The sequence below is a fragment of the Peribacillus sp. NPDC096448 genome, assembly GCF_044762675.1.
GTDB lineage: Bacteria > Bacillota > Bacilli > Bacillales > DSM-1321 > Peribacillus > Peribacillus frigoritolerans_B.
Map to the genome: position 1 here is coordinate 180,051 of NZ_JBIWEU010000005.1, position 15,958 is coordinate 196,008.

General features: G+C 41.9%; 13 protein-coding genes. 5 read left to right on the top strand and 8 right to left on the bottom strand.

Going from position 1 to position 15,958, the window contains the following annotated elements; genetic code table 11:
- Nucleotides 1-20: 20 nt before the first annotated feature.
- Complete coding sequence (locus ACIQ0C_RS11065) at nucleotides 21-527, bottom strand: general stress protein (RefSeq protein ID WP_048685038.1); 507 nt, start codon at nucleotides 525-527, stop codon at nucleotides 21-23.
- Nucleotides 528-688: 161 nt separating this feature from the next.
- On the opposite strand from ACIQ0C_RS11065, the gene ACIQ0C_RS11070 reads away from it, so the two are divergent.
- The 5 genes from ACIQ0C_RS11070 to ACIQ0C_RS11090 all read left to right on the top strand — a co-directional run bounded on the left by ACIQ0C_RS11070 (nucleotide 689) and on the right by ACIQ0C_RS11090 (nucleotide 7,140).
- Nucleotides 689-1,753: a M20 family metallopeptidase gene (locus tag ACIQ0C_RS11070; RefSeq protein WP_403059753.1), complete on the top strand. Its 1,065-nt coding sequence runs from the start codon at nucleotides 689-691 to the stop codon at nucleotides 1,751-1,753.
- Nucleotides 1,754-2,373: 620 nt separating this feature from the next.
- The gene (locus ACIQ0C_RS11075) at nucleotides 2,374-2,949 is read left to right on the top strand and encodes a 3D domain-containing protein (protein WP_403059756.1); all 576 of its coding nucleotides are present in this window, start codon (nucleotides 2,374-2,376) and stop codon (nucleotides 2,947-2,949) included.
- Nucleotides 2,950-3,105: 156 nt separating this feature from the next.
- Entirely contained in the window at nucleotides 3,106-4,017 is a 912-nt protein-coding gene (locus ACIQ0C_RS11080) for a ketopantoate reductase family protein (protein ID WP_403059759.1), read from the top strand.
- A 228-nt stretch (nucleotides 4,018-4,245) separates the two neighbouring features.
- On the top strand, nucleotides 4,246-5,514 hold the full coding sequence (locus tag ACIQ0C_RS11085; protein WP_402838712.1) for a dicarboxylate/amino acid:cation symporter: 1,269 nt from the start codon (nucleotides 4,246-4,248) through the stop codon (nucleotides 5,512-5,514).
- A 207-nt stretch (nucleotides 5,515-5,721) separates the two neighbouring features.
- Nucleotides 5,722-7,140 carry an NAD-dependent succinate-semialdehyde dehydrogenase gene (locus ACIQ0C_RS11090; RefSeq protein WP_403059762.1) on the top strand — a complete coding sequence of 473 codons (1,419 nt, stop codon included), beginning with the start codon at nucleotides 5,722-5,724 and terminating at the stop codon, nucleotides 7,138-7,140.
- A 53-nt stretch (nucleotides 7,141-7,193) separates the two neighbouring features.
- Here the strand turns inward: ACIQ0C_RS11090 and ACIQ0C_RS11095 are convergent, their stop codons facing one another.
- The 7 genes from ACIQ0C_RS11095 to ACIQ0C_RS11125 all read right to left on the bottom strand — a co-directional run bounded on the left by ACIQ0C_RS11095 (nucleotide 7,194) and on the right by ACIQ0C_RS11125 (nucleotide 15,700).
- Nucleotides 7,194-8,300, bottom strand: coding sequence for an AI-2E family transporter (locus tag ACIQ0C_RS11095; RefSeq protein ID WP_402838708.1), 1,107 nt, complete (start codon nucleotides 8,298-8,300; stop codon nucleotides 7,194-7,196).
- Between the two features lie 382 nt (nucleotides 8,301-8,682).
- Nucleotides 8,683-10,209, bottom strand: coding sequence for a succinyl-CoA:acetate CoA-transferase ScpC (scpC, locus tag ACIQ0C_RS11100; RefSeq protein WP_283900532.1), 1,527 nt, complete (start codon nucleotides 10,207-10,209; stop codon nucleotides 8,683-8,685).
- A 132-nt stretch (nucleotides 10,210-10,341) separates the two neighbouring features.
- Complete coding sequence (locus ACIQ0C_RS11105; protein ID WP_402838704.1) at nucleotides 10,342-10,992, bottom strand: LytTR family DNA-binding domain-containing protein; 651 nt, start codon at nucleotides 10,990-10,992, stop codon at nucleotides 10,342-10,344.
- Nucleotides 10,993-11,555: 563 nt separating this feature from the next.
- Nucleotides 11,556-11,918 carry a P-II family nitrogen regulator gene (locus ACIQ0C_RS11110; protein ID WP_230160576.1) on the bottom strand — a complete coding sequence of 121 codons (363 nt, stop codon included), beginning with the start codon at nucleotides 11,916-11,918 and terminating at the stop codon, nucleotides 11,556-11,558.
- A 15-nt stretch (nucleotides 11,919-11,933) separates the two neighbouring features.
- Nucleotides 11,934-13,148, bottom strand: coding sequence for an ammonium transporter (locus ACIQ0C_RS11115; RefSeq protein ID WP_403059767.1), 1,215 nt, complete (start codon nucleotides 13,146-13,148; stop codon nucleotides 11,934-11,936).
- A 280-nt stretch (nucleotides 13,149-13,428) separates the two neighbouring features.
- Nucleotides 13,429-13,632: a YbdD/YjiX family protein gene (locus tag ACIQ0C_RS11120; RefSeq protein ID WP_403059770.1), complete on the bottom strand. Its 204-nt coding sequence runs from the start codon at nucleotides 13,630-13,632 to the stop codon at nucleotides 13,429-13,431.
- A gap of 13 nt (nucleotides 13,633-13,645) precedes the next feature.
- The gene (locus ACIQ0C_RS11125) at nucleotides 13,646-15,700 is read right to left on the bottom strand and encodes a carbon starvation CstA family protein (protein WP_403059773.1); all 2,055 of its coding nucleotides are present in this window, start codon (nucleotides 15,698-15,700) and stop codon (nucleotides 13,646-13,648) included.
- Between the last annotated feature and the right edge of the window lie 258 nt (nucleotides 15,701-15,958).

The following is a 15,958-nucleotide window of genomic DNA, read 5'->3' on the forward strand; positions in this document are numbered from 1 at the left end:
GTCCTTTTTTAACTTACGACTTATAGAGTTCTTCTGCCATTCGTTAGCGTTTCATCGGTTTCAGTTATTCCCGAGTAAGAAGAACTGGATTTTCTCGCATCCGAATCTACTAACACAAGCAGCTTGCCACTCTTTACATCCGCTTCATAACGATTGGCTTCGTCTTCAGGTATGCCCATTCCGATTAATGTACCAGCCAATCCTCCTGTACCAGCGCCTACAGCCGCTCCGGCTAATGTTGCAGCAAGCGGTCCAGCAGCCAGTACCGGCCCGATTCCCGGAATTGCCAACGCACCCACACCTGCTAATAATCCGGCAGCACCTCCCAAAATACCTCCAGTTGCCGCACCAGCTGCGAGCCCCTCTTCAACTTTTGTACCCGTTTCTTCATTCACTGCATTTAATTCTTCTTTATCTTTAGCTACCACTGAAATATCTTCACGATTATACCCTTGGGCCTGTAATGACTCAACAGCCTTTATGGCTTCTTCTCCAGTTTCATATACACCAATTATACGTTTATCCATATCTATCATCCTCCTTAAAGAATGTATTGTCGCTCCCCCTTTACATACCCCAGGGGATGAAAGTGCTAAACGTTATTTAACAGGAAAATATTTTTGAGTTAACCCTTACTCAGAAAGGGTATATATAATATTAGTATGCATATTTTTAGGAGGTTTTCTTTTTGCTCATCGAGTTACTTAAAGATTTAGTATCTATCGACAGTTCATCGAAAGAAGGAGCCAACCAAGCGGTTGATTACTGTGCGGATTGGCTAAAAAAACAAGGACTTACCGTGAATTTGATTGTAAATAACGGTTATAAAATGCTTGTTAGCGAGATTGGCAGCGGAGATAAAACCCTAATTTGGAATGGCCATGTCGATGTTGTCAGCGGTACGCCGGATCAATTTTTCCCTGAGGTTCATGAAGGAAATTTATATGGACGCGGGACAGCCGATATGAAAGCAGGAGTTGCAGGGATGATGTGTGCATTTACCGAACTGAAAGATAAGGACTTAGGTTTGAAAATCCAGCTTCAGATCGTATCGGATGAAGAGATTGGCGGGTTGAACTGTTCCGGATATTTAGCGAAACATGGTTATAGAGGGGACTTTGTAATCTGTGCTGAACCTACGCAATTGGGAATCGGGCTCCAGGCAAAGGGTGCCCTTCGTCTCGATATTGAAGTATCCGGCAAGTCTGCACACGGAAGCCGTCCATGGGAAGGCGTGAATGCAATTGAAAAGGCCTATGATCTCTATTTAAAAATAAAGGAGCTTCCTTTCACCCGGGATCATACTCCCCTTTACTCTTCCCCTTCACTTAACCTAGCAAAAATAAAAGGCGGGGAGGTCTACAATAAGGTACCGGATGCCTGTTTGCTAAGTCTTGATATTCGCTATCTTCCTACGCAAACAATGGAAGATATCATCGCTCAGATCGAAAGTGTAACAGGAAATAATGTTCACCTTAATATGTACAGTAAACCTGTAAAAACCGAAGAGTCAGACCCATTCATCACTCTGCTTCGCCCGATTATCGAAAGAAACACCAAGCAAGACGCTGTCATTTTTGGACAACACGGCTCCGCAGATACCGTCTTTTTTGCGGCATATGATATCCCAGCCATTGAATTCGGACCAAAAGGCGAGAACTGGCATGGAGATAGGGAATGCGTCAATCTTAAATCGGTAGCAGTCTATCAAAAAATGCTAGTCGATTTCGCTTCTGAATTCGTTTTAAATTAATCAAAATCGTGAAAAAAGCTAGCATCTCATAGATACCAGCTGAGTTTGTGGAAAGGGGTTTTATTTAAATTTCAAAACAAAGTTGATTGGAACGGAAGGTGCGAGACTCCTGCGGGAAAAGCGCGTCGATGGGAGCCGACGGGAAGCGAGTGCCTGGAGTGGAAATCAACGTTCGAATTTTTACAAACTCTCAAAAAAACTATAGACAAACCGATTTTAATCGAGTTTGTCTATAGTTTAATCCGGCATCACATAGATGCCGGATTTTTCCATTTTCCGAATATCTCTCCCACAAAAATAAACAGCATTCAACCCTCTATTATTACGTTGCTTTTTTACAAAATATACAGGACTTTAAAACCAGGGAATACACATCCACATTTTACCTAATTAAACAGGATACGCCATTATAGCAGCACTATTTAACAAAAATACGCTTATACTGACATAATAAATAATATATTTACATTTAACAGATAAGTCCTTTTGTCCTAGTTTATATTACATTTATTTATCAAAGGAAACCTTTTTGTAACACAATTACTATTCCACCGAAACATTGTTGTCATAAAGACCTGTTATTCTAAGTCTACGATTTAAAACAAAGGAGACTATTCATTTTGAAAAAAATACTACTTCCACTATTCACTGCTTTCTTTTTGGTATTTAGTTTTTCCGGAGTTTCATCGGCTGCTACTACTACATACAAAGTTAAAAGCGGCGACACACTATGGGGTATCGCCAATAAACATAATATAACAGTCAATCAACTCAAAAGTTGGAACAACCTGAAAAAAGATAACATCCATCCAAAACAAGTTTTAAAGATCAAGAAAACTTCGACCTCTGCTAAACCTAAACCTAAAGCTAAAGCTAAAGCTAAAACCTCATCATCATCCAAGAAATATAAAACGATCACGGTGAAGGCAACAGCTTACACTGCGAACTGCAAAGGTTGCAGCGGTATTACAGCATCTGGTCTTAACTTAAAGAAAAACCCTAACGTAAAAGCCATCTCAGTCGACCCTAAGGTCATTCCACTAGGAACAAAAGTTCATGTAGAAGGATACGGGGATGCCATTGCGGCAGATAAAGGCGGCGCAATCAAAGGGAATAAAATTGACGTCTTCTACTCTTCTCACTCAAAAGCTATCAATTGGGGCAGAAAAACAGTTAAAGTAAAAATCTATAAATAATGATAAGCACCAGCCTGAAACCTTTCAGGCTGGTCTTTTGTTTTTCCCATTCTTATAAACATGTAAACAACCAGTTGACCTTCAAACGGAAACATTTACCGAAAATTCAGTCAATGTTATGATTAGTACATCTTAATCAAAAGAGAGGTGTGCGCTTTGAATATTGTCATTATAGGGGCCGGGGCACTCGGCTCCTACTTTGGGGGCAGGTTGCAGCAGGCCGGGCAGGATGTTCAATACCTTGTCCGAAAAAACCGCGCCAAACAATTGAAGGAAAACGGGATCAGCATAACCAGCCCACATGGAAATTACCACTTCAACGACCTTCATATCACAGAGAATGTAAAGGATATAGAAAAGGTCGATCTCGTGATTCTCGCCGTAAAAGGCCAGCATCTGCAAGGCACCCTTTCAGATTTAAAGGTGCTTGTCGAAAAGGGCGCAAAGGTCCTCCCGCTTTTGAACGGGTTGGAACATGTATCCATTTTACAGGACGAACTGGGCGAAGAAGCCGTCTTGGGAGGAAGCGCCTTCATCATCGCCACCCTTGATGAAAAAGGGCATGTCATACACTCCAATGAAAATCACGATTTAATCTATGGCCCGCTTCATCCGTCACAAAAAAAGATTTGTGATGAATTCGAACAGGCGGCCGGCTCAGCTATCATGAAGGCAAGCAGAACGGAAAACATATTGATCAGGATGTGGATCAAATACATGTTCATCACCGCGTTCTCCGGTGTGACAACTGCCTCCAACCTTCCTATCGGCACGATACGGAGATTTCCGGAAACCAATGGATTGATAGAAAAGGTCCTTGTTGAAATGAAGGAGCTTGCAAATGCTTATGACGTCGGGATTACTGCGGAGAATATTGCTCAAGCGTTGGAAAACATGGCAGGCTTACCTGATGAATCCACCTCTTCGATGCACCAGGACCGCCGGAAGGGCCTGACCCTCGAAGTGGAACATTTACAGGGCGGTGCACTGCGCCTAGCCGACAAGGCCGGTTTGAAACTACCTGTGATTGGAACCCTATATGCACTCATAAAACCATTTGAAAATTGACTTTCCCCAATACCGGCTCTCCGCCGGTATTTTTTATTGCAGTTTAGTAATCTATCTATATCCTAATCGTCACTTTTAATTCCCTTTCTTCCTTCAGTTATTAAAAATCCTCAAGACCAAAAAGAACAAAAAGAAAACAATATCACCAAAAGAATATTCTGATTCTTTCTTCTGTTACACTATTATCAAGTTAAGAAAGCGCTATCATATGACAAAGGAGAATGCACCTTGAAAATATTAAAAAATCTAACAGTTCAGGTCATCATCGGTATCATTCTGGGTATTACAGTCGGTTTCTTCTTCCCTGCTTTCGGTGAACAGCTGAAGATATTAGCAGATTTATTTATTAAAATGATTAAAATGGTCATTGCACCAATCATCTTCTTAACCGTCGTAATCGGAATTGGCGGTATGGGTGATATGAAAAAGGTTGGCCGTATCGGCGGAAAGGCCCTGCTCTATTTTGAAATCGTTACCACTTTCGCACTTGCCATCGGAATCATCGTGGTCAATCTGCTGGGGCCTGGTAAAGGCTTTAACATCGATTCAGTCGAGGGCGGAGATGTATCACAATATACAACAGCCGCTTCCGAAACGGAACATGGAGCCGTTGCTTTCATTTCTAATATCATTCCTGATAATGCCGTTGCCGCACTGGCTGGCGGAGACTTACTCCCTATTCTATTCTTTGCCGTGTTATTCGGATTATCAATGGCGGCAATGGGACCGAAAGTGCAGCCAGTCGTTTCTTTCTTTCAGCATATTGCCGACATTTTCTTCGGCATCGTCGGTATGATCATGAAAGTATCTCCATTGGCGGCTTTCGGAGCAATGGCTTATACAATCGGTAAGTTTGGCCTTGGTTCTTTAACCTCGTTAGGACAATTAATGGGTAGCGTATACATCACAATGGCACTTTTCATCATTCTCATCCTTGGCTCGATCGCAAAAATGTACGGATTTAATATTTTCAAGTTCATTGCCTATATAAAAGAAGAGATCCTCTTAGTTTTAGGAACATCTTCGTCGGAATCCGCCCTGCCAAGCGTGATGAAAAAACTCGAAAAATACGGTTGCTCAAAATCGGTAGTCGGGTTGGTTGTCCCAACCGGTTATTCTTTCAACCTTGATGGTACATCCATCTACTTATCCATGGCTGCGATTTTCATCGCCCAAGCCTACGGTGTCGATTTAAGCATCTGGCAGGAATTGACCCTTCTAGGAATCTTGATGTTAACATCCAAAGGTGCTGCCGGTGTAACGGGATCCGGTTTCATTACACTTGCTGCAACATTAGCTGCCTTCCCAATGATACCAGTTGAAGGAATGGCATTACTGCTTGGAGTCGACCGCTTCATGTCTGAAGCACGTGCCATCACTAATCTAATCGGTAACAGTGTCGCTACAGTGGTCATTTCTAAATCAGAAGGTGAATTCAATCCAAATCAAGCCATCTCAGGTGATATGGATGAAGTGGCCGTCTCATCGGAAAAATAATCGAACCCTGAATGAAGAGGTGTGCAACTTGCACCTCTTTTTTTATTGTTCCCTTTCTATCAACCGAACAGCCGATCTTCTATAAATAGCCAATCAAATTAATTTCAGAATCACGGAAAAGTGTTTATACTTTTATGTAACAGGTAAAAGTATAAAGTTAAAAGTTTTAGTAGTTTGATGGATTTAACCAAATTAGGAGGTTTTATCATGAAGGATTACGGATTATTTATTAACGGTGAGTGGTCGGATTTTGGATTGGATAAAATTGAAGTGAGAAACCCGGCAACGGATGAAGTAGTTGCCACCGTTCCTAAAGGCGGTGCAACTGAAGCGGCGAAGGCTGCAGATGCCGCATATGAAGCCTTTACGGGATGGGCCGCGCTATCAGTCTACGAACGTGCTGAACTAATTTGGAAATGGCATCGATTGATTGATGATCATAAAGAAGAACTGGCCAAAATCATGACTGAAGAGCAAGGCAAGCCCCTTAAAGAAGCTCTTGGTGAAATGACATATGCCAATGGCTTTTTATCTTGGTTTGCCGAAGAAGGAAAACGGGTGTACGGCGAAACGATCCCTGCTTCCGTGTCCAATAAGCGGCTTTTCGTGACTAAACAGCCTGTCGGAGTTGTAGCTGTCATTACGCCGTGGAACTTTCCTGCAGCCATGATTACAAGAAAAGTTGCACCAGCGCTTGCCGTTGGCTGCACAGTCGTCATTAAACCGGCAAACCTGACTCCCATAACAGCTTTAAAAATGGCTGAATTAGCTGAAGAAGCTGGCATTCCAAAAGGAGTCATCAACGTCGTGACAGGAAAATCATCAGAAATCGGCGAAACTTGGCTTCAAGATACGAGGGTTCGTAAATTGACGTTTACCGGTTCTACAGAAGTCGGTAAAACCCTTATGAGAGGCTCAGCTGACACGGTAAAGAAAATCTCGCTTGAACTCGGAGGTCACGCACCCGCAATCGTTCTTGAGGATGCCGACCTTAATAAAGCGGTTGATGGCATCATCAGTTCAAAATTCCGTAACGCTGGACAAACATGCGTCTGTTCAAACCGCATTTATGTCCACGAAGCAATTCAAGATGCCTTTATCGAAAAGCTCGTTGCCAAGGTCAAAGAACTAAAGGTAGGAAATGGACTGGAAGATGGCGTCGATATCGGTCCTCTTATCGATCAAAATGCAGTGGATAAGGTTCAAAAACAAATTGATGAAGCAATCAGCAGCGGCGCTAAGCTCGAAGCTGGCGGTAAATCAATAAGCGGTCTTTTTCTTGAACCAACCGTACTTTCCAACATTAATGACAGCATGCTCTGCATGAAAGAAGAAACATTTGGCCCTCTAGCTCCCATTGCCTCCTTTAAGACTGATGAAGAGGCAATCAAGAGGGCAAATGACTCCATCTTCGGTTTGGCAGCTTACGTCTTCACTGAAAACATCACCAAGGGCATCAAGTTCACCGAGGTACTTGAATTCGGTATTGTAGGCTTGAACGATGGACTTCCTTCCGTTCCGCAAGCTCCATTTGGCGGATTCAAGCAAAGTGGGCTCGGCCGTGAAGGCGGACACCAGGGCATCGAGGAATTCCTGGAAGTAAAATATATTTCCTTAGGTTTGTAACCTTTTTAGCACACTATAAAACGGGCCGACTCAATTGAGCCGGGCCCGTTTTTTCATTCCAATATATCTTCTTCAAGCTTTTCCTCTTTACGGATCCTGATGAATTTTACGATATTCAATACAATCGTTTTAACAACGGAGTAGGTCGGAACAGCCAAAATCATGCCGATGATACCGGCAATGTTTCCGGCCACGAGCAATAGGATGATGATGGTAAGCGGATGTGTGTTCAATTTTTTCCCGATGACTAACGGTGAAATGAAATTACCATCCAATTGCTGAATGACCGTTACAACCAGAATGACCAATAACGCCTCGGTCGGCGAATGAATCAGCGCCACAATGACAGCAGGAGCGGCTCCGATAAACGGGCCTACATATGGAATGATATTGGTTACGGCACCAATCAGCGCGAATAAGAACGCGTAAGGCAAACCAATGATCAAATACCCGATGAACGTTCCGATCCCGACAAACATGCAAACAAGCATCTGCCCTTGTATGTATGTAGTAAGCGTCCCGCCAGTTTCCTGAAGTACTGTTAAAGCTGGTTTTCTATAGCGAACCGGTACGAATTTCATAATGGCGGCCGGAAGCTTATCCCCATCCTTCAACATATAAAACAGGATGAAAGGAACCGTTACGACCACTAAAGTAATATTCGTGACCACACTGAAAACCGAAGTTAAACTGTTCGTTATATTACTAGGTAAATCAGTCAAATATTTCTGAAGCGAGTCACCTACTTCTTGCAGAGGTACATAATCTTGTTCCACCGTCCACAAAAACCATTTTGACTCAGCTGAATCTTCAATGAACTTCCTTGTTTGATTGAAATAATCCGGAAGGTTATTGATTAAGTCCGTAACCTGTTTGGAAAGTGATGGACCAACCAGACCGACCAATAAACTAATCAACCCAAGGAAAAATACGTAAAGCAATAAAATCGCCAATCCCCTTGGCATTCTCCTTTTAACGAGGAAATCAACGGTAGGGTTGAACAAAAAGTAGAGAAAGCCCGAAATCAAGATTGGAAAGAACAATGTAGATGTAAAAATGACTATTGGTTCAAAAAGAAAAGAAATCTTTGTACCAACATAAAAAAGTAAAGACAATAGTAATAACTCTAACGTCCAAAAATGTAATTTTGTCTTGAACAAATTATCTCCTCCACTATAAGCAATTCTATTTAACTCCCTATTTCTATGGAAACAACATCATGAATGCGAAAAATTCTATGTATGATAATCTTTCATTGTTAGCAGTTTACCATATTTCTATAACTTGAATGAATAATTATATACAAAAATAAATGAAAAAAGCCTAAAGATACAGTTCCCTATCTTTTTGATGGTTAAGCATCATTTTAAACTTTAAATCCGTTATATGTCGCAGGAAAAAGAATCAATAGGAAACATCATACAAATTACTTAGGGGAAATAATTTATTTACCTTTCAATATTGAAAGATTCGTGGGGTTTAACCTATACGGACACGACCCAAATAAAAAAACCCCGCTGTTTATTGGCGGGGTTTTGAGTCTTATTTTTGATCTTGAAGAACCGCTTCAAGCATCGTACCGTTTTTAGCTAGGTTCGTATGCCATGAAAATGCTTTTTCAAGAATGTGCGGAGTTTGATGCCCGCCCGTTTGCGCAACAGCTTCAGTGAAGTATGCACGAAGCTGCGGACGGTAGTCAGGATGAGCACAGTTTTCTATGATTAACTCTACGCGCTCTTTTGGTGCCAAGCCACGTAAATCTGCGATCCCTTGCTCTGTCACTAATACATCCACATCATGTTCAGTATGATCCACATGAGAAACGAAAGGAACGATACTGGAAATTTTGCCGCCTTTTGCATATGATTTCGTTACGAAAATGCCTAGGCGTGAGTTACGGGCAAAATCTCCTGATCCACCGATTCCGTTCATCATTCTTGTCCCAGAAACATGTGTAGAGTTTACGTTACCATAGATATCACACTCTAACGCTGTATTGATTGAAATCAAGCCCAAACGACGGATGATTTCAGGATGGTTAGATATTTCTTGTGGACGAAGAACTAGTTTATCACGGTATTTTTCAAGCTCACCGTAGACTTGTTTTCCTTTTTCTTCAGCTAATGTAATCGAACACCCTGAAGCGAATTTAACCTTGCCAGCATCGATTAAATCAAATACTGCATCTTGCAGCACTTCTGAATAAACTTCCAAATCTTTAAATTCAGAATCAAGGAAGCCAGCGAATACTGCATTTGCCACTGAACCTACACCCGACTGAAGCGGAGCAAGGCTTTCAGTTAAACGGCCAGCCTTGATTTCTTCACGAAGGAAGTTAATGAGGTGGTTGGCGATTGTTGCAGTTTCTTCATCCGGCGGCACAATTGTAGAAGGTGCATCAAGATCTGTAGAAACGACGATTCCCATTACTTTTTCAGGATCAACCGCAATACCGATCGATCCAAGGCGATCACTTGCTTTAGTCATAGGAATCGGTTCGCGTTCCCCTTGTTTAGCTGGTGTATAAATATCATGCATCCCTTCCAACCCTTCAGGATGGGATACGTTCAATTCAATGATCACATGTTTAGCTTCTTGAACGAATATGGCTGAGTTACCTACAGAAGTTGTCGGGATGATCAATCCATCTTCCGTAATCGCCAAAGCTTCGATGATTGCAAAATCTATTGGTCCGACAATGCCTTGACGAACTTGTTCAGCTGTATGAGATAAATGCTGATCCACATAAGTTACTTCATCAGCATTGATTTTATTGCGAATGCCTTTATCCGCTTGGAACGGCAAACGTTTATTTATGATACCTGCTTCCGCCATATGTTGGTCGACTTCCGGCCCTAATGAGGCACCAGTATAAACGTCAACTTTGAATTTTTCAGTTTTAGCTCTTTCAACTAGAGCCATCGGAATAACTTTAGCATCACCAGCACGGGTAAATCCACTCATACCGAGTTTCATCCCATCTTTAATCCATGAAGCTGCTTCTTCCGCTGTAACTACTTTCCCCTTAAATTGTTCGTTGCGAATTTTTTTGAAAACGCTTTCGTTCATACAAAAGACCCCCATTTTTCGCTTTTCTTACACTTAATTTTACCAATCCTGTGTAATCGTCACATTCATTTTCGAATGAAAAGCCTTAAATTGGGCATAAACCAGCATTTTTTTCACACAAAGGAGAATTCACTAAAACCCCAAAGCCCTCCTGAATTGACTTGCATATGTTTGACTGACCTGGATTTTGGAGTTGTCTTTCATTATCAATAAAAATGTAGAATGGAAATCAGGAAGGATCTCTTGAATATAGTTAATATTGACGATGTACGAACGATGCACCCGAATGAATGAATCACCAGGTAAAATGAATTCCAATTCACTCAAGTTCATTTTATGAAATCCACTCACACGTTCGGACTGTATTTTAGTTTTCCTATTTTGAGCTTCCAAATACATAATTTCATCATATGGAAGCGGTATCCAGCGGTCATCCGTTTTAATGGTCAAGAATGATGTCGGTAAAATTAATGGCTTTGAAGGCAAGATGGCCGTTACCGCCCCTAAAGGATTTCCCTCGTCCATGATAGGAACACTAAGCCCATAGTAAGGTACGCCAAATACATTGCTTTCAACCTGCACCCCTATTTTTTTACGGACACTCAGCGCTTTATATGTCGCCGTGTTTTCACTGATTAAATCACCCGGTTTTATTCTTAAGTCAACTTGTTTGCTTGGTTGATAATAAATGTATTTTTCGGAATCAGCCACAGAAATTGAAGCATCCTTCGGTACAAATTCCCTAATGATATTTAAAACGGATTCGACCGTAAATTGATCCATTTCCTTTCACCTCTTAATAGAACATATTAATAATTTTTCCCTATTGTTAAATAGGGCATTCACGAAATAATTCATCATTTCTTTGGGAAACTTACATTTTTTTGAATTAACTTTTCGTAAGAAAAATTGAAGTAACTAAGCGAAAAGCGTCAAAAAAGGCAAGAAAATTGTATTTAAATTTAATATCCTTATTCATTATAGTTGGAAAGCTCCCCGATTTCCATGGGGGATTCTAGAAAAAAGTTACCTTAATACATTAAAGCGGAGAGTGGTAATCAAACCATAAAAAAGCCGCTAATCCCATATAGGATAACGGCTGAAAGGTCATTTTTTAAAACGGGGATTTTGAAACGAGGATTTCATACGGAGGGATAGTATTTCTTCTAAATTTTTCAATGGCAATTCCAATAAAAAGGGTCGGTCATCAGGTTGATATACATCCTCTGAAATGAGCGTATTAACGATCTTCTGTTTTTTTGCATTAACAATTCGGACCAGTCTCCCCATTTTCAGGCTCCCTTTCTTTACATCTAATGTATCCGGCACATTCGGCGGATCCCAAATCAGAGGTCATTCTTTAACGCATCATGGCCTTCTTTTCCGGTACGGATATTCACAACATTCGCCAATTCATAAATGAAGATTTTTCCGTCACCCGGTTTACCTGTACTCAAGAATTTCCTTGCTACATCCACAACATCCTGAACTGGCACTTCACATACGACGATTTCGATTTTCATTCGGTCATGTAATGACATTTCACGATTTCTGCCTCTATAGGTTTCCACATAACTTTTCTGAAGACCCGTTCCTTTTACTTCCGATACAGTCATTCCGCTTACCCCTATTTTTGCAAGTTCCGCTTTGAATTGTTCAAACTTGATGGGACGTGTAATGATTTCTATTTTCGTTAAAACCTCGGACATATGAGCAACCCCTTTTTAAATGGATTCGTGATAAGCTTTTTCTCCATGAAGTGTAAGATCAAGCCCCATTGACTCATCTTCTTCACTGACACGCAACGGCACGAAAAGGTTAATGACTTTAGCAACGATATAGGTGACAACGGCAACGAAGATATATGTCGCAATGATCGCTACAAGCTGCTTCCACAACAAGTTGAAATCACCATAGAATAAACCATTTGCACCGTTTTCGTTTACGGAAGTTGTCGCGAACAACCCTGTAGCGATGCCCCCCCATGTCCCACCGATTCCATGCAATCCGAAAGCATCAAGTGCATCATCGTAACCCAGTTTATTCTTCAGGAAGAATACACCCCAGAAACATACGGCACCGCCGATGACCCCGATGATGATGGAAGAGGCAGGGGTTACGAATCCGCAAGCAGGCGTAATGGCCACCAATCCAGAAATGGCTCCGGATACCGCACCCAGCAATGTTGCCTTTTTATTAGCCATATACTCAACGATCAGCCAGCCTATGATACCGGCAGCCGCTGCAACAGCTGTATTGACGAATACATTCATCGCCACTTCATTGATTGTCAGTGCGCTTCCGACGTTGAAGCCGTACCAACCGAACCAAATTAATGATCCGCCAAGGAATGTTAAAGGAAGATTATGCGGTGCACTGTCCCCTGACTCTTTCCTTTTACCTAACATGATCGCTAAAACCAGACCTGCAACCCCTGAAGAAATATGAACAACGTTGCCACCTGCAAAGTCAAGTGTACCCAGTTCCGCTAACCAGCCGCCTCCCCATACCCAGTGTGCAACGGGAGCATATACGAATAAAGACCAAAGGATCGTAAAAATCAGGAATGCTGAAAACTTCATCCGCTCGGCAATGCCACCTGCAATGATCGAGACAGTTAAAACGGCAAAAGTCATTTGAAATAACATGAACAAACTATGAGGAATTGTTTCGCTGTATGGTCCAGCTGCAAAGCCTACATCCTTTAAGCCAACCCAATCCAGACCGCCCAGAAGTGTATTACCAGGTGAAAATGATAATGAATACCCGATCAACACCCAAAGAATCGAAATGACAGCCAAAGGCATATAACTATGCATTGCCGTATTCAGGACATTTTTACTTTTTACCATCCCTCCATAAAATAGGGCAATCCCTGGTGTCATTAACCAAACCATCATCGTTGCCAAAAACATGAATACCGAATCTGTCATTTGCATACTGTTTTTTCCCCCTTGTTTTTTGTTTATGTTATGTTTATTTACACTATTATGTTATATTTTTTATCATATACTTAATTTTCTAATTATTCAACTTAATTTTTGAATTTTCAAAAAAAATGTTAGATTATATAACATCATTAAGAATAAAAGTACCAGAAAATGTGATTTTTTGTTTTATATTTACTTTTCCACATTTTCACTACTCCACAGCTGTTACATTTCGAAAAAACCACGAAAAAAAGGGCCCCCCTATTGAGGACCCTTCAATAAATATTTTTTAACAGCAACGGGACACTTTCCCACCCTTTGCGTTATACCGTTCATCCTGAGCTTCGCAGAAGAATTCTTTCCTGGTTTTCACAGGATCTTCAGGATGATGCATTCTCATATGTGCCACATACGTATCATAACTTGGCACACCGACAAGCAAACTGACGAATTGCTTTCTGTAGCTGAGAACTTTAATTATTCTTTTCAACATTGCCTTCCCTCCCTTATGACGACCTGGATACATAAGGTGTTTCATGTAAATCTATTTTCTGGTTCTTCAAGACTTTTATCCATAACCTTATGGCAGAAATCAGGACCGTGATCACCACGATCATGAAGATGGCACATAGGGCAGCATCCACATAATCATTGACGATAACCCGCTTCATCTCGGCCAGGTTAGCTGCCGGAGCAAGAACTTCCCCACTGTCATAGGCTGCTTTAAACTTATCTTTATGTGCTAAAAAGCCAATCGCCGGGTTTTCATGGAACAGCTTTTGCCACCCTGCCGTCATGGTCACTATCAACAAGAATGTAGTGGGCACAAGGGTGACCCATGTGTACGCTTTTTTACCCATTTTGAAAAGGACCGTCGTCCCAAGCAGCAACGCAATGGCGGAAAGCATCTGATTCGCAATTCCAAACAATGGCCAAAGGGTATTGATTCCTCCAAGAGGATCAATGACACCTTGATAAAGGAAGTACCCCCAACCGATGACACAAATGGCAGTCGCAATTATATTAGGCAGCCATTTATTCGTTTCGGCAAATGGTTTGTAAAAGGTGCCGATGATATCCTGTATCATAAAACGCCCTACCCTGGTTCCCGCATCAATGGTGGTCAATATGAACAATGCCTCGAACAGGATCGCGAAATGATACCAGAACGCCATCAGGGACGCTCCGCCAATCACTTGCGAGAAGATATGGGCCATGCCGATAGCAAAGGTTGGAGCTCCTCCAGTACGGGATATAATGGTCTCTTCCCCAACATCGTCTGCAAGGCCGGTAATCATCTCAGGTGTCAAAAGGAAACCCCAATCTGATATCGTAGCGGCCACTTGCGCAGGTTCCGTTCCCACAACGGCCCCCGGGCTGTTAATGGCAAAATAGATACCTGGCGTCAATACACAGGCTGCTATCATCGCCATGATGGCTACAAAGGATTCAGTCAACATCGCTCCGTATCCGATTGGACGTGAATGAGATTCGCGTTCAATCATTTTAGGGGTTGTACCTGATGAAACGAGTGCATGGAATCCCGATACCGCTCCACAAGCGATCGTAATGAATAGGAACGGGAATAAATTTCCGGAAAATACAGGTCCTGTTCCATCGATGAATTGAGTGACGGCAGGCATTTCAAGGCTCGGCATGACAATAAAGATGCCAAGTGCAAGTCCGATGATCGTCCCGATTTTCAAGAATGTGCTTAAGTAATCACGCGGTGCCAATAACATCCATACAGGCAATACGGAGGCAACGAAACCATATACGATCAACATGATGGCAATCGTTTCCCCGCTGAAAGTGAACATTGGCGCCCATGTTTCGCTCTCGGCTACAAAGCGGCCGAAATATAAAGCGAGCATCAAAAGTATGATTCCGATAATCGATCCTTCACCAACCCGTCCCGGTCTTATATAACGCATGTAAATGCCCATAAGGACTGCAATCGGTATGGTCGAAGCAATCGTGAACATCCCCCACGGACTGCCCACCAGCGCTTTTACGACAACCAGGGCAAGTACCGCTAATAAAATGATCATGATACCAAGGATACCGATCATCGCTATCAAGCCAGTAACCGGTCCAATCTCCTCTTTGATCATCTCACCCAAAGATTTGCCGTTACGGCGCATCGAACCGAAGAGAATGATGAAATCCTGTACGGCACCAGCCAATACAACTCCGACTACAAGCCATAGTGTTCCTGGCAAATATCCCATCTGCGCTGCAAGGATGGGGCCTACGAGAGGTCCAGCTCCGGCAATTGCTGCAAAATGGTGGCCAAACAACACCCATTTGTTTGTAGGTACATAATCTTTCCCATCATTATTCGCTTCCGATGGAGTCTGGCGATTGTCATCTAGCTCAAACACTTTCCGTGCAATGAATTTACTATAAAAGCGGTATGCAATTGAATAAACACAGAGTGCTGCAGTAACAATCCACATGGCATTGATGCTTTCCCCCCGGTTTAGCGCGACGAAACCAAAACTAACTGCACCCAATGCAGATATGATCCCCCAAAGAATAACCGACTTAAGCGCTTTCATTTTTTTCCATCTCCTCTCTATTGATCTTGTGTGCAACTATAAAAAACCTTCATTTATAAGGGGCCTGGGCTGTATCACTCCCCACGCCCATTAAATTTAAAGAATTTTATATATATTCTGAATTATATGTTACCATTAGGTTTTTTAGCAATAGCAATTTGGTCAATTTGTAAAGTATTTCCCATTATTTTGTCGATAATTACCTCTTTTCCCACCATAATGGAATTGGTGATTTCACGTTTTATAAAAACCATATTG

What these genes read in the sequence shown, in the direction of transcription:
- ACIQ0C_RS11110 (WP_230160576.1), bottom strand. Translation starts at nt 11,918, where the DNA reads ATGTCCGAGGTTTTAACGAAAATAGAAATCATTACACGTCCCATCAAG.
- ACIQ0C_RS11125 (WP_403059773.1), bottom strand. Translation starts at nt 15,700, where the DNA reads ATGAAAGCGCTTAAGTCGGTTATTCTTTGGGGGATCATATCTGCATTG.
- ACIQ0C_RS11105 (WP_402838704.1), bottom strand. Translation starts at nt 10,992, where the DNA reads ATGGATCAATTTACGGTCGAATCCGTTTTAAATATCATTAGGGAATTT.
- ACIQ0C_RS11120 (WP_403059770.1), bottom strand. Translation starts at nt 13,632, where the DNA reads ATGTTGAAAAGAATAATTAAAGTTCTCAGCTACAGAAAGCAATTCGTC.
- ACIQ0C_RS11065 (WP_048685038.1), bottom strand. Translation starts at nt 527, where the DNA reads ATGGATAAACGTATAATTGGTGTATATGAAACTGGAGAAGAAGCCATA.
- ACIQ0C_RS11115 (WP_403059767.1), bottom strand. Translation starts at nt 13,148, where the DNA reads ATGCAAATGACAGATTCGGTATTCATGTTTTTGGCAACGATGATGGTT.
- scpC (WP_283900532.1), bottom strand. Translation starts at nt 10,209, where the DNA reads ATGAACGAAAGCGTTTTCAAAAAAATTCGCAACGAACAATTTAAGGGG.
- ACIQ0C_RS11090 (WP_403059762.1), top strand. Translation starts at nt 5,722, where the DNA reads ATGAAGGATTACGGATTATTTATTAACGGTGAGTGGTCGGATTTTGGA.